At 46.7% G+C, this 12,357-nt stretch carries 16 protein-coding genes and 2 tRNA genes; 8 read left to right on the top strand and 10 right to left on the bottom strand.

The window, feature by feature from the left end; all coding sequences use genetic code 11:
* The coding region (locus DSM107010_RS39040) for a hypothetical protein (protein ID WP_422387917.1) at positions 1 to 202 on the top strand (202 nt) is incomplete at its 5' end.
* Here the strand turns inward: DSM107010_RS39040 and moaC are convergent.
* Complete coding sequence (gene moaC, locus DSM107010_RS34350) at positions 150 to 656, bottom strand: cyclic pyranopterin monophosphate synthase MoaC (protein WP_127025118.1); 507 nt, start codon at positions 654 to 656, stop codon at positions 150 to 152. The genes DSM107010_RS39040 and moaC overlap by 53 nt on opposite strands.
* A gap of 36 nt (positions 657 to 692) precedes the next feature.
* Between moaC and DSM107010_RS34345 the strand changes: the two genes are divergently transcribed.
* A tRNA-Arg gene (locus DSM107010_RS34345) sits at positions 693 to 766 on the top strand.
* Positions 767 to 827: 61 nt separating this feature from the next.
* Here the strand turns inward: DSM107010_RS34345 and DSM107010_RS34340 are convergent.
* The 4 genes from DSM107010_RS34340 to DSM107010_RS34325 form a co-directional block, all read right to left on the bottom strand.
* Positions 828 to 2,054: an MFS transporter gene (locus DSM107010_RS34340; protein WP_127025115.1), complete on the bottom strand. Its 1,227-nt coding sequence runs from the start codon at positions 2,052 to 2,054 to the stop codon at positions 828 to 830.
* 76 nt (positions 2,055 to 2,130) lie between these two features.
* Positions 2,131 to 3,135: a glycosyltransferase family 2 protein gene (locus DSM107010_RS34335; protein WP_015154555.1), complete on the bottom strand. Its 1,005-nt coding sequence runs from the start codon at positions 3,133 to 3,135 to the stop codon at positions 2,131 to 2,133.
* Between the two features lie 101 nt (positions 3,136 to 3,236).
* Positions 3,237 to 3,947, bottom strand: a complete 711-nt coding sequence (locus DSM107010_RS34330) for a C40 family peptidase (protein ID WP_106168917.1) — start codon at positions 3,945 to 3,947, stop codon at positions 3,237 to 3,239.
* Positions 3,948 to 3,996: 49 nt separating this feature from the next.
* Positions 3,997 to 4,218, bottom strand: coding sequence for a hypothetical protein (locus DSM107010_RS34325; protein ID WP_106168919.1), 222 nt, complete (start codon positions 4,216 to 4,218; stop codon positions 3,997 to 3,999).
* On the opposite strand from DSM107010_RS34325, the gene DSM107010_RS34320 reads away from it, so the two are divergent.
* Entirely contained in the window at positions 4,189 to 5,142 is a 954-nt protein-coding gene (locus DSM107010_RS34320) for a serine hydrolase (RefSeq protein WP_106168916.1), read from the top strand. The two genes, DSM107010_RS34325 and DSM107010_RS34320, sit on opposite strands and share 30 nt — an antisense overlap.
* A gap of 148 nt (positions 5,143 to 5,290) precedes the next feature.
* The gene (locus tag DSM107010_RS34315) at positions 5,291 to 5,983 is read left to right on the top strand and encodes a hypothetical protein (protein ID WP_106168915.1); all 693 of its coding nucleotides are present in this window, start codon (positions 5,291 to 5,293) and stop codon (positions 5,981 to 5,983) included.
* Between the two features lie 75 nt (positions 5,984 to 6,058).
* Here DSM107010_RS34315 and DSM107010_RS34310 read toward each other — a convergent pair whose 3' ends face one another.
* Positions 6,059 to 7,393 (bottom strand): ABC transporter substrate-binding protein, encoded by a 1,335-nt coding sequence (locus DSM107010_RS34310; RefSeq protein WP_106168918.1) that lies wholly within the window; start codon positions 7,391 to 7,393, stop codon positions 6,059 to 6,061.
* A gap of 113 nt (positions 7,394 to 7,506) precedes the next feature.
* Here DSM107010_RS34310 and DSM107010_RS39035 point away from each other — a divergent pair, with 113 nt between their 5' ends.
* Entirely contained in the window at positions 7,507 to 7,656 is a 150-nt protein-coding gene (locus DSM107010_RS39035; RefSeq protein ID WP_158631942.1) for a hypothetical protein, read from the top strand.
* 10 nt (positions 7,657 to 7,666) lie between these two features.
* On the opposite strand, the gene DSM107010_RS34305 is transcribed toward DSM107010_RS39035, so the two are convergent.
* Positions 7,667 to 7,758: transfer RNA gene (locus tag DSM107010_RS34305), tRNA-Ser, on the bottom strand.
* A gap of 59 nt (positions 7,759 to 7,817) precedes the next feature.
* Here DSM107010_RS34305 and DSM107010_RS34300 point away from each other — a divergent pair.
* From DSM107010_RS34300 to DSM107010_RS34290, 3 genes are all read left to right on the top strand, one after another.
* Positions 7,818 to 8,255, top strand: coding sequence for an NUDIX domain-containing protein (locus DSM107010_RS34300; RefSeq protein ID WP_015154550.1), 438 nt, complete (start codon positions 7,818 to 7,820; stop codon positions 8,253 to 8,255).
* A gap of 155 nt (positions 8,256 to 8,410) precedes the next feature.
* Complete coding sequence (locus DSM107010_RS34295) at positions 8,411 to 8,806, top strand: RidA family protein (RefSeq protein ID WP_106168914.1); 396 nt, start codon at positions 8,411 to 8,413, stop codon at positions 8,804 to 8,806.
* A gap of 408 nt (positions 8,807 to 9,214) precedes the next feature.
* Positions 9,215 to 10,096, top strand: a complete 882-nt coding sequence (locus DSM107010_RS34290) for a DUF2382 domain-containing protein (protein ID WP_015154548.1) — start codon at positions 9,215 to 9,217, stop codon at positions 10,094 to 10,096.
* 327 nt (positions 10,097 to 10,423) lie between these two features.
* On the opposite strand, the gene pqqE is transcribed toward DSM107010_RS34290, so the two are convergent.
* The 3 genes from pqqE to pqqA are packed head-to-tail and all read right to left on the bottom strand — an operon-like array spanning position 10,424 to position 12,131.
* Positions 10,424 to 11,560 carry a pyrroloquinoline quinone biosynthesis protein PqqE gene (pqqE, locus tag DSM107010_RS34285; protein WP_015154547.1) on the bottom strand — a complete coding sequence of 379 codons (1,137 nt, stop codon included), beginning with the start codon at positions 11,558 to 11,560 and terminating at the stop codon, positions 10,424 to 10,426.
* Between the two features lie 27 nt (positions 11,561 to 11,587).
* The gene (pqqD, locus tag DSM107010_RS34280) at positions 11,588 to 11,866 is read right to left on the bottom strand and encodes a pyrroloquinoline quinone biosynthesis peptide chaperone PqqD (protein WP_015154546.1); all 279 of its coding nucleotides are present in this window, start codon (positions 11,864 to 11,866) and stop codon (positions 11,588 to 11,590) included.
* Between the two features lie 58 nt (positions 11,867 to 11,924).
* Positions 11,925 to 12,131: a pyrroloquinoline quinone precursor peptide PqqA gene (gene pqqA, locus DSM107010_RS34275; RefSeq protein WP_106170832.1), complete on the bottom strand. Its 207-nt coding sequence runs from the start codon at positions 12,129 to 12,131 to the stop codon at positions 11,925 to 11,927.
* Between the last annotated feature and the right edge of the window lie 226 nt (positions 12,132 to 12,357).

The following is a 12,357-nucleotide window of genomic DNA, read 5'->3' as shown; positions in this document are numbered from 1 at the left end:
CTCTTCCCCGCGACCGAAGGGAGTGGGGATTAGGGGGCGAAGGGGGACAAGGGGGACAAGGGGGACAAGGGGGACAAGGGAGACAAGGGAGCTTCAGGTGCAGGGGAGCAAAGGAGCTTCAGGTGCAATTACCAACCACCAATTACCGATTACCCATTACCTATTACCGTATAATCTCCCGACTTCCCGCCTGTCTTACTAACCAAATGTATTGCTTCAATTTGCATCGATTTTTCTAGGGCTTTTGCCATGTCGTAAAGTGTCAAAGCAGCGACGGAAACGGCGGTGAGTGCTTCCATTTCTACGCCCGTCTCGGCTTTGGTTCTGACTGTAGCTGTAATTTGATAGCCAGGAAGTTCGGGATCGGGGGTAATTTGAACTTCGACTTTTTGTAGGGGTAAGGGATGGCACAGGGGAATGAGATTTGATGTTTGCTTGGCTGCCATAATTCCAGCTAGTCTTGCTGTTCCCAAGACATCGCCTTTAGGGGCGTTGCCAGCTTGAATCGCTGTTAAAGTATCTGCTTGCATCCTCACTCTACCAGAGGCGATCGCTTCCCGAACTGTTGGCTGTTTGGCAGAAACATCTACCATCTGAGCTTGCCCTTGCCAATCGAGATGAGTCAAATTAGCAGCAGAAAAATTTTCTTGTGTCATTTAGTCAAAGTGTGTGTTACTATAAGTTTCTGGCAAGGGTGTGTAGCTCAGTGGACTAGAGCACGTGGCTACGGACCACGGTGTCGGGGGTTCGAATCCCTCCTCGCCCGTTTTTGATTTATCGGTTTGTAGGGGCGCACAGCTGTGCGCCCCTACTTTGGTTATGCGCCCCTATTTTAATGCGTATGCATCCTGACCCCTGCCCAGGGCAAAACGTAAAGAGGCAGGAAAACTTTTGCTCGAATGGGTCAAAAAGATGAGTAAAGCGAGGAAAGTTAACCCGCCAGCCGCACCAAACATCGCCCGATAACCGACTTGTTCGGCAATTAAACCTAAGAAGGGACCCGCGATCGCAATTCCGACATCAAACCCCACCATACACACACCAAAGATTCTCCCCCGTTCGTCTGGCTGGGCGCGGTCTACCAGTAGTGCGGCAATGGTAGGCAATAGCATTCCTGCCCCAGCCCCTTCGATAATTGCTGCCCATAAAAACATACTGGCATTGGTAGCTTGCCATAGCAGCAGCATCGATACCGAGTAGAAAATCAAGCTGATAGAGATAAATAAACCCCTGCCGTAACGGTCGGAAGCTCGTCCCGTAGTCAAGCGCACGACAAAACTCGCGATCGCGGCTGCGGTGTAAAATAATCCTGCGTTTAAATCTACTTGAGTCGATTTAATAAATAGAGGTGCGAAGGTACTTAAAGTACCGAAAGCCAAACCAACTAGTAATAAAACAATCGCGGGGATACGCAGTCGCGGACTGAATAATAAACTCCAAAACCGATCTGCTGAAGGACTTTCGGTTGTCACTTTCGCGATCGGTGGATTGTAGACTTGGGAAGTAAACAAGATGCCCAAAAATCCCAACCCTGCCGAGAGGAGAAAGAGGGGTGCATAGCCAGCCCCAGCTTGTAAAAAACCGCCGATGGCGGGTCCCACTGCCATACCAATCGCGGTCACTAAACTCATATAGCCGATAACTTCACCGCGATGTTGGGGGGGTGCAATATCGGCAACTAGGGCGCTGTAGCCCGTGGTAAAAGCGGCAATACTAATCCCGTGGAATGCCCGCAGCGCCATCAATAAAGGCAAAGATGTAATGACTAAATAACCTAAAGGGGCGATCGCGACTACAGCCGTGCCAATGTATAACACCAGTTTACGACTGCGGCGATCGGCAAGCTGTCCTAACCAAGGACGAAATAATAACAGTCCAATGGCAAAACAACCCATTACCATGCCAATTTGTTGCTTGTTCGCCCCCACATCCTCGATATAAAGAGGCAAAACGGGCAACAATGCTGTCAGACTAGACCAGAAACTCAGCCCAGCACAGAATAAAATCAGCAAATTTCGCCGCAAACTGCGATCGAATTTCAGAAAAACGTTCAAGGTTCAATTTTAGGGAGTAGGGATTATTCAGTGTAGAGACATTACATGTAACGCCTCTACATCAAATATTTTTACTTTACTTAACATTATGACCTACGACCTCTCGCACGCGATAGATTGGACGACCTTGAGATTCATGGTACGTCCGCATCAAAAGTTCTGCCAGTAGTCCGAAGCAAAACAACTGTACCCCAGTGATGAATAGCAAGACAGACAAAATCAATAAGGGACGATTGCCAATACTTTGACCCAAACCTAATTTTAAGAAAGTCAAATATAGCCCGATCGCCGTACCCAAGACTAGAGACAGCAGCCCAAACAGACCGAATACGTGCATGGGACGGGTGAGAAACTTCTTCATGAAGGAGATTGTCAGCAGATCCATCAACACGCGAAACGTCCGCCACAACCCGTACTTACTGCGACCAAAACGTCGTGCGTGGTGTCTCACAGGCATTTCGCCAATTCTCGCCCCTTCAATAAAGGCTAAAGCGGGTAAAAAGCGGTGCAATTCTCCGTAGAGATTCATATCGGCTACGAGTTCCGACCGATAAGCCTTGAGAGAACAGCCGTAGTCGTGTAACTTGACACCTGTTGTCATGCCAATGAGTTTATTAGCAATTTTAGAAGGGAGTAAGCGAGTTAAAGCCGCATCTTGTCGTTGTTTGCGCCAACCGCTTACCAAATCATAGCCCGCATCGAGTTTGGCAAGTAAAGCAGGAATATCCGCCGGATCGTTTTGTAAATCTGCATCCAGAGTGACGATCGCTTTCCCTGTAGCATATTTAAATCCAGCCGCCATTGCTGCTGTTTGTCCGTAGTTGCGTCGTAATAAGACAGCTTTTAAATCGGTGCGTTCTGTTGCTTGTTGCTTGAGGAAATCCGCCGAACCGTCTTTGGAACCATCATCGACGCAAATAATATCGTATGTTAAACCACTGGCTTTCATGGTAGAAGCGATCGCCTCCAGCAAATGAGGTATGCTCTCCACCTCGTTGTAAACTGGTACGACCACCGAAACGTCTAGTTTATATGAGGCGATCGCCCCATTGGATTGAGTTAAGCTATCGGAAACGATCATGAGTAGTTAGTAGTGGCTAGTGGCTAGCGGTTAGTGGTTAGTGGTTAGTTAATTTTGACTTGTGACTTGTCTCCTGTCTCCTCATTTTTGACTTTTGACTTCTAACTTTTGACTTTTGAATTCCGAATTCCCTCAAAACACTTAACGACTCTGCCGTAGGAACGCAGTTGTTGAAAGTACGACCAACTAATTTCGTCTCCCTCTGCCGTTAAGCGATCGATCGCAATGCCATTACGCCCCATTTTTTGCCCAGAACTATGTATATAAGATCCAGTGCCTAAATAAAGTCCCACATGGGTAGCTTTCTTATCCGTCCCAAAGAACACCAAATCTCCTGGTGAGAGTTCCACTTCAGAAATTTTCTCTACAAAGGCTTCCTGTTGATATGCATCTCTAGGTAACCAAACACCCACTGAAACAAAAGCTGCTTGGATCAAGCCCGAACAGTCATAGTTTGGTCCTAACGTTCCACCCCATAAATAGTAATTGGGTTGCTGCATCGCTTGACACGCATAGTCAATAACTTTTGGCAAGCGGTGCTTAATTTCTGTAATAGAAAGAGCGATCGCTTGATAAGGAGACTTGGCTATAGCTAATTTTTGGATGTCAGATCCGAGCAGCCAACCTGGATAATCATCTTCACACAAACACACCTCAATTGCTGACGGGTTGTCAGGCATAGTCGTAACTTGTAAATGTCTTCCATCTGCTGCTTGAGTTGCCAAGCGATCGCACTGAGGAGAATCATATATATTTAGAGGACTGAGGCACTGATATTCAATGCCAATTTGTAATTGTTCTAAATTTGTCATTGGTCATTAGTCATTAGTCATTTGTTGCAAGATCTAAGAGGCGAGAAATTTACTTTATTGCGAATTGCGAATTAGTCTTGTCCTCCTTGTCCTCCTTGTCTCCCTTGTCCTCCTTGTCTCCCTTGTCCTCCTTGTCCTCCTTGTCTCCCTTGTCTCCCTTGTCCTCCTTGTCTCCCTTGTCCTCCTTGTCTCCCTTGTCCTCCTTGTCCTCCTTGTCCTCCTTGTCTCCCTTGTCCTCGCTATGACATTTTTTTTCCGCAAAGACGAACAACTAGAAACTCTGGGCGATCGCGTTTTAGAAGCGACTTGGGCAGAATTTCCCACTTTGGCACGTAACCAAATTGCTCTGACGTGGATTGTCTACGATCCTCCAGTCTCCGTCAATACAGGTGGTGCTTTGAGTCCCCAAGCCTTCTGGAATTTTCCAGTGCGGGGGTATAGCTATCGCGGTGTGGAACGAATCTATCCTGCTAGTATCGTCAAACTATTTTATTTGGTGGCGATACAAGAATGGTTAGAAAAAGGCATGGTTGGGTCTTCGCCGGAGATCGAACGCGCCATGCGCGATGCGATCGCTGATTCTAGCAATGATGCAACTAGTTTAATCGTTGACGTTCTCAGCGGTACGACTAGCGGTCCCGAACTCCCAGCCGCGCCTTTTGAGACTTGGAAAACTCAACGCAACATCGTCAATCGCTACTATCAATCTCTCGGTTGGGAGGAGATGGCGACAATCAACGTCAATCAAAAAACTTGGTGTGATGGTCCCTATGGTCGCGAACGAGCGTTTGTGGGGGAGTTAATGGACAATCGCAATATGCTGACGACTAATGCCACAGCAAGATTGTTACACAGTATTGTAGGCGGGGTAGCGGTGTCTAGCGGGCGATCGCAGGCGATGATGAGTTTACTCAAGCGCAGCCTTAATCCTGCCGATTTACCGACAGATAATGACGAAGACCAAATTACGGGTTTTTTAGGTGGCGGATTACCCCCAGAAGCGCAACTGTGGGCAAAAGCTGGCTGGACGAGTCAAGTCCGGCACGATGCTGCTTATATAGAAATTCCTAATTTGCGACCATACTTATTAGTTGTATTTACCGAAGGTCGCCCCCACAGTAAAAATCGTCAGATCTTACCTTTCATTTCGCAGCAGTTCGCTGCCGCAGTCGCTACTTTGGGGAATCGGGAGTAGTTATCAGTGACCAGTGACCAGTGACCAGTAACAAATGACAAATGACAAACAAACATTGACAAAACATAAAAAGCTAGAGCTAATAACTAATAGATAGAGTGAATTATGCAAGTTTTCAGCATAAAATTTGCTAGGAGTGAACGCAAATATGCTTTTTTCTCGTCATTTGCCGTTGGTGTTCGGTGTTGCGAGCTTGACCGTACTTGGTTGGAGTTTATCTGCTCAAGCTCAGACGTACGATCGCGATCGCCCGCAGTTAAATCAACCCGCACAACCTCCAGATCGTGTCGTCCCGATGCCAGGAACGTCTGTGACTTCAGCTACGACTCTAACTACTGAGCCTGCTACAACTCCAGAGTTAGAAACGACAAAAATTGATAATTCCCAAATCGCCCAAGTCGATAGCGCTGATGTGGGACGCGCAGTCCTTGGTGGTTCTAGCTATGTTGGCATTGCCGCTAATATAGGCTTGGATGGAGACACGGATTTAGGCGACTCTAACTTTGCAGTAATTAGCAAAATTGGACTGCCTGCTAACTTCTCATTACGTCCGTCTGCCGTCTTTGGGGGAGATACGGTTTTTCTGATTCCCCTAACTTACGATATTTCTTTACCAGGAGTCGATGTCATAGATGCTGCGCTACCAATATCACCTTACATAGGTGGGGGAGTTGCGATCGCCTCTGGCGATGACAGTCAAACCGACTTCTTGCTTACTGGTGGGGTAGATTTTCCCCTGACTAATCAATTTACTGCTACGGCTGGGGTAAACGTTGCCTTTTTTGAGGAAACTTCCATTGGTTTATTACTAGGAGTTGGCTATAACTTCCCTGGCTTCTAAAAATAGTAGAGACATTACATGTAGAGACGTTACATGTAACGTCTCTACATCGGTCATCGTTAACCGATCTCTGAATTATTTCGGGCTAATTTTACCAATCGTACCGAGAGTACCGTCGTCTTTGACCGTCCAAACGTCATAGACTCCGACAACATCACCGTTAGCATCGACATCGACGTTACCGCTAGCGCCTTGATAATTGATATCTTGACCTTTGCGTAATAACTCTAAACCTTTGCATACGTCAGTAACTGCCGTCCCTGGAGCGTTAGAAACTTCCCGTAGTTTACTGGCAATTGCTTCGCCAGTATTTGCCTTGGCTGCTTGGGCGGCGAGGACGAGTAGTGCTGTGGCATCCCAAGCTTGAGGGACGTATTCCCCAACTGCCTGATTTTTCTTTTGTTTCCACAATTGGGTTAACGCTGTCAGTGCTTTGCCATCTGCACCTGGCACAGTCCCAATCGCCCCAGTGACGATAAACTTACCGTCATCTTTCTTGCCAACTTTTCCAGGGAAGGTGGCGGATTTCACTCCGTCAGTGAGCATCACCTGTACTCCCTGCATTAATCCTTGCTCGTATGCAGATTTCAGTAAGATGCTACCTGTTTCTTCGTACATGACGGCAATCACTGCCTGGGGTTTGCCAGCGAAAGCAGCAGCGGCTTCAGTTTCAAAGGTTGTTGCTTTGGGATCGTAACGAGTCGGTCTACCTTCGTTAACGACAGTTCCACCAAGTTTTTTAAAAGTTTGGACAAAAGCTTTTTCAAAACCTACACCGTAGTCGTTATTGATTACTACAGTCGAGACTTGATTAAAACCTCGTTTTTTCGCTAATTGAGCTAGGGCTTCGGCTTGGTAGGTATCAGGGGGAGCTGTCCGCGCCCAAAAGCCTTTAAATTCACCTTTTTTGGCTCTATCTGTAAAGACAGGGCTGGTACTACCAGGCGAGATCAGCATCACCTTGTTGCGCACGGCGATCGGTACAGCCGCGCTAGAAACGCTACTAGCAAAAGAACCAACTACACCTGCTACGCGATCGACGTTTGCTAGCTTCGTCATTGCTGCCGCACCCTTACGCGGATCGGTTTCGTCATCTTCTGCCACTAAGGAGACAGGAGCGCCATTAACACCACCGCAAGCATTGACTGTCTCGATGACTAAGGGAACAGCACCCGACATTTGTTGTCCGATGGGACCTAAATCGCCCGTGGCGGGGAGAAGAGAGCCAAGCTTTAGTGCTTGCGTGCTAGCTTGTACATTTGTTGCAACCGGAGCTGTTGCCGGAGCAGAATCGGCAGTTGTGGTTTGGGGCGTGCTGCTTGTTGTTGTGGTTTGTTGACAAGCCGCAGCCAAAAAACCGAGCGAGAGAGTAGCAGTAGCTAGGGCAAGAGTACCTGATAAGCGTTTCACCAAAACAGGATCGGTCGTTTTCATAGAGTTGTTTATCGTCTGTGCGATTGAAAATTAATGCAGATTATTCTTGCATAAATAGGTAGAAAACTGGATCTAATTACACCTACCCAATGGCGGAGATATTTTCTTCAGCAATAAAGTTCCGCGATCGCAATAATTTTTGCCAAATGATAGAGGAACGAGGCGATTGGCGATCGCCACAATTCTCTTTCAGCTATGGGTTGATGAGGTGCAATTCACCCACAGCAGAAATCTGGTAAATTCTTAAAACGGAGAGGGAGGGATTCGAACCCTCGGATGGGTCTTACGAGTCCATCAACAGATTAGCAATCTGCCGCTTTCGACCACTCAGCCACCTCTCCTGGTGACATGGCTTCATGATTATAACAAGCTTTGCACTAAGAAGCAAAACCAATTATTTATGGCTTACCGCAATCCCGTCCCGACAGTTGACATCATTATTGAATTAATTGACCGACCGCAGCGACCGATCGTCTTAATCGAGCGCCATAATCCTCCTTACGGTTGGGCGATCCCTGGCGGTTTTATCGATTATGGGGAGTTAGCAGAACTAGCCGCACGTCGAGAAGCTGAAGAAGAAATTGGCTTGCAGGTAGAATTAATCGAACAGTTTCACGTTTATTCCGATCCCAACCGCGATCCGCGCCAGCATACGTTAAGCGTAGTATTCATTGCTACGGCAACAGGCGAACCCAAAGCTGGAGATGATGCTAAGGGTGTTGGCATTTTTGAATCTTGGCAAGTCCCTACGAACTTATGCTTCGATCACGATCGCATCTTGCGCGATTATTGGCGTTACCGTCATTACAATATTCGTCCCTTGTTAACGAGTGAGTAGGGTTTACTTAACATAGTTGTTGTTCTACTGTGATATTTGGCGAACAAACTTCTACAAGTACAGCCAACCTTACGCCAATCTAGACTGTCATGCATTTAGCTGGCATCATCAGCCCCAGACATTTTGACTTTTAACTTTTGACTTTTGACTTACTTATGACTCGTAAAATCATCCGTACCGATGCCGCACCCGCACCCGTGGGACCATATAATCAAGCGATCGCGGCTAGCGGACAAATGATATTTGTCGCTGGGCAAATTCCCCTCGATCCTCAGAGTGGGGAAATTATCGGTACGGGGGATGTCACCGCCCAGACAAAGCAAGTGATGGCAAATTTAGAGGCAATTCTCGCCGCAGCAGGAGCAAAGTTTCAGGATGTGGTGAAGACAACCGTATTCTTAAAAGATATGAATGATTTTGCGGCGATGAATGCGGTTTATGCTCAACATTTTGATGAAACAAATGCCCCAGCGCGTGCTTGCGTGCAAGTATCGCGGTTGCCGAAAGATGTGTTGGTAGAGATTGAGTGTATTGCGGCGATCGCTACTTAACTGAATTTTACATGGCGATAAGTCCGTAGAGTGTGTCAAGGGAAACCGATCGCTCGAAATCAGGCTGAACGATCTCCCGCGCCTGTGCGTGTAATTCCTCTGCTTTGAGTGGCGCGATCGCGTTCAGCTATTGCTTAGCAACGTCAAACCACTCGATTAATTTTCTGTATTACTAGAGCCTAGCTTTTATTTTTTTCTATCTTCAGTTTGAAACAATAAATTATATCCAATCACAAATTGATAGCTATTTGGTTTATTAGTTAGCTTGTCATTTATTGGACGTAGCTACATCAAAAGGCAGATTAATTGTATCAGTGAAAACATTTTATCTCTATCGCTAGCAAGATACATTATCCAGATAAAGTTTTAGTCTGGTTAATAAGTTTAAATGAAATGGAAGGAATTAATATGGCTCTTCACAAACTTGAGGACTTTGATACTAATTATCGAGATTCTTTTGACGGCGACGATATCAAAGATTACGAGGTTTATTCAGACAGAGATAATGAAAAAGTCGGCACTGTCAAGAATATCTTGGTCGATGAAGATGGTCGTTTTCGTTATTTAGTTGTTGACACTGGTTTTTGGATTTTTGGTAAACAGGTATTGCTACCAGTGGGACGTTCTCGCATTGACCAAAACCAGCGACACGTTTATGCGGTCGGCTTTACCAAAGAGCAAGCGGAAAGCTTACCAGAGTTTAGCGACGATCTGAAAATTGATGACGCATACGAAGAACGGGTGCGGGGAGTTTATCGCGATCGCCCCCTAGAATCATCAGCAGCATTAGGTTCGACAGCTCCAGCAGCAAAAACAGTTGATTCCGATCGCAGCACTTACAACTATCAGCAAGAGCCAGATCTGTACGATATGAACCAGCCAGATCGTCAATCGCTCAAGCTGTATGAAGAAAGGCTGATTGCGAATAAAACCCGTCGTAAAGCCGGAGAAGTTTCCGTAGGCAAGCGCGTTGAAACTGAAACAGAAAGAGTTTCAGTTCCAGTAGAAAAAGAACGAGTCGTGGTCGAGCGCGTCACGCCAAATGATGCTGGTAGACCAGCAGCTCCAGGAGAAGCCAACTTCCGCGAAGGTGAAGCTGCACGTATGGAGATCTATGAAGAAACTCCCGACATTCGTAAGGAAGCTGTTTTACGCGAAGAAGTAAGAGTTAGAAAGGAAACCGATCGCGAAATGGTCAACGCCGAAGAAACGGTGCGGCGAGAAGAACTAGATTTGGATGCTTCAGATCGTCCGGTTGTAGATAAGAACGATCCTAACTACCACCGATAGAGCATTTAGGTTTGATTAGTGTCAATTTTGTGACTTTGCCCTTCACCTTGAGTGTGCGAGAAATTTACTATTAAATTATCATGCCTGGCTTGCGCACTCACTGAGAGAGTTTAATCACTACTTTATTGGAGACAACCAAATATTCTCCTCTTGAAGTTCTCAGGCTTTCTGGTGAACCTTGGAGTGTTGAACTAAATTTACGACATTTAAACACAACTTTGGGAATGGATGTTTTGCGTTGTAAAACTCCCTCTATGGTACGTACAAAGCTTTCTGTTTATTGACTCGCTTACAATTTGCTATGCGCTTTGATGTGGGAGGCTGGTACTACTTATGGTACGCCTCCTTTACGCCGAGCGATGCAACCGACGAGCGATGTACCAAAGGCAGAGATTGTTCTAATGCCTCTTCTCTGGCTGTGACTACTAAGTCATGATGGGGTGATAAATGGCAGACTGGATCGGTTGCAGCAGCGTTATTTGTTAACAGTAGTGCTTGGCAACGGCAACCACCAAAGTCAATTTGGGCGCGATCGCAACTGCGACATGGTTCGCTCATCCAGTCGGTTCCCCGAAAGCGATTGAAAGCAGGCGATTCAAACCAAATCCAATCTAAATCGCGATCGCGGACGTTAGCAAATTCTATCTCAGGAATAGAACTGGCGGCTTGACAAGGCATGACATCCCCGTGGGGAGCCACAACCAAAGCCCGACGACCCCAACCACCCATACAGGGTTTGGGATAATCTTCGTAATAGTCGGGAATGACATATAAAATTCCCATCGGGCAAATGCGGCTTTTTTTAGCCACGGCTACAATCTGCGCTGCTCGTTCTAATTGTTGGGGTGTTGGCAGTAAAGCAGCACGATTATGCAATGCCCAACCGTAGTATTGAGTCTGTGCCAGTTCTACCCGATCTGCTTGTAATTGCTCGCATAACTCTAACATCTCCTCCAGGCGCTCGATGTTTTGCCGATGCAAGACAAAGTTCAGCGTCAGTGGTAAACCCAAATCTTTGACAATTCGTGCTGCAGCGAGTTTTTGCTCGAAACAACGAATGCCAGCAAGATAGTCAGACTGGGCAGCGCGACTATCTTGAATGCTAATTTGGATGTGGTTAAGTCCGGCATGACAAAGCTGCGTAGCTCGTTCTAATGTCAATAATGTACCAGCAGTAACCAAAGTCGTATAAAGTTCAACTTGGGCGGCTGCTTTGACTAAAACCTCTAAATCCTGTCTCAACAGTGGTTCGCCACCAGAAAAACCCAATTGCCATACACCCAAGTTTCGGGCTTGCCGGATCGTCCGCAGCCAATCATCAGTAGCAAGTTCCTGACGATAATGTTTATCGTGATAGTTGAGTGGATTAGAGCAGTAGGGACAACTCAGGGGACAGCGATAGGTTAACTCTGCAATCAGAGTCAAAGGTCTATCCGTCGTCTTGACTGGTAAGAATTCTGACATTAATTCTTCTCCTTGGCATCGACACGATTAATCGCGCTCGACTAATAGTCCCCGCGCGCTGAGCCGAATCAGCAAGCGGCGCACGTCATCTTCTAGTGTCTCGCCTCGATATTGTGTTTTTAACCGCTGCGCGATCGCCCCAATGGTACGCCTACCATCGCACAGCTCTAATACAGCCGCCGCCGTAGAATTTAACATCAGCGCGCCTTCTGGCATCAGAAGTAAATGTTGTTGTCTTAACTCGTCCCACTGCAAGCGTACACCTTGGGCTAAATGCGGTCGCGAGTGGTTTTTCATGTTAGACATGGAGGAGCGAAGACAAGGAGACAAGGGATTAGAGGAGTGTCAATCGACTTCTGACTTCTTACCCCAGCCCCGATCGTTGCCATTGGTAAATATATGTTGTGACTTCCATGCATAGATCGAGTTCGTCATAATCTGGTTGCTCCCAATCCGTCAGTGGCTTGCCGATGGGTGGATGGTAAGAACTTTCTCCAGGTGTACCTTGGGGGGCTTTAGAACTGTTGCTTTGCTCGTCTGGTGTAGAGCGATCTATTTTGTCGCAAACCATGATAGTTCTCCTTATGCGATCGTGTCATTAACCTAACTTTTGCTCAGGTCTTTCAGGGTGCGTTCTTTCTAGCTTTTTACGTAGGCGTTGAGTAATCGAGCGGCGATCGCTCTCTACTCTGGTAACGATACTAGCAATTGTCAATTACATAGAGCAATTCCTAGTCTACTGAGGTACGATTAATAGTAATGTTGTGTATTCTGCCCAGATAAAAATGAAGGCATAC

The sequence above is a fragment of the Chroococcidiopsis cubana SAG 39.79 genome, assembly GCF_003991895.1.
Taxonomy (GTDB): domain Bacteria; phylum Cyanobacteriota; class Cyanobacteriia; order Cyanobacteriales; family Chroococcidiopsidaceae; genus Chroococcidiopsis; species Chroococcidiopsis thermalis.
This window is presented reverse-complemented; position numbering and strand designations above follow the sequence as displayed.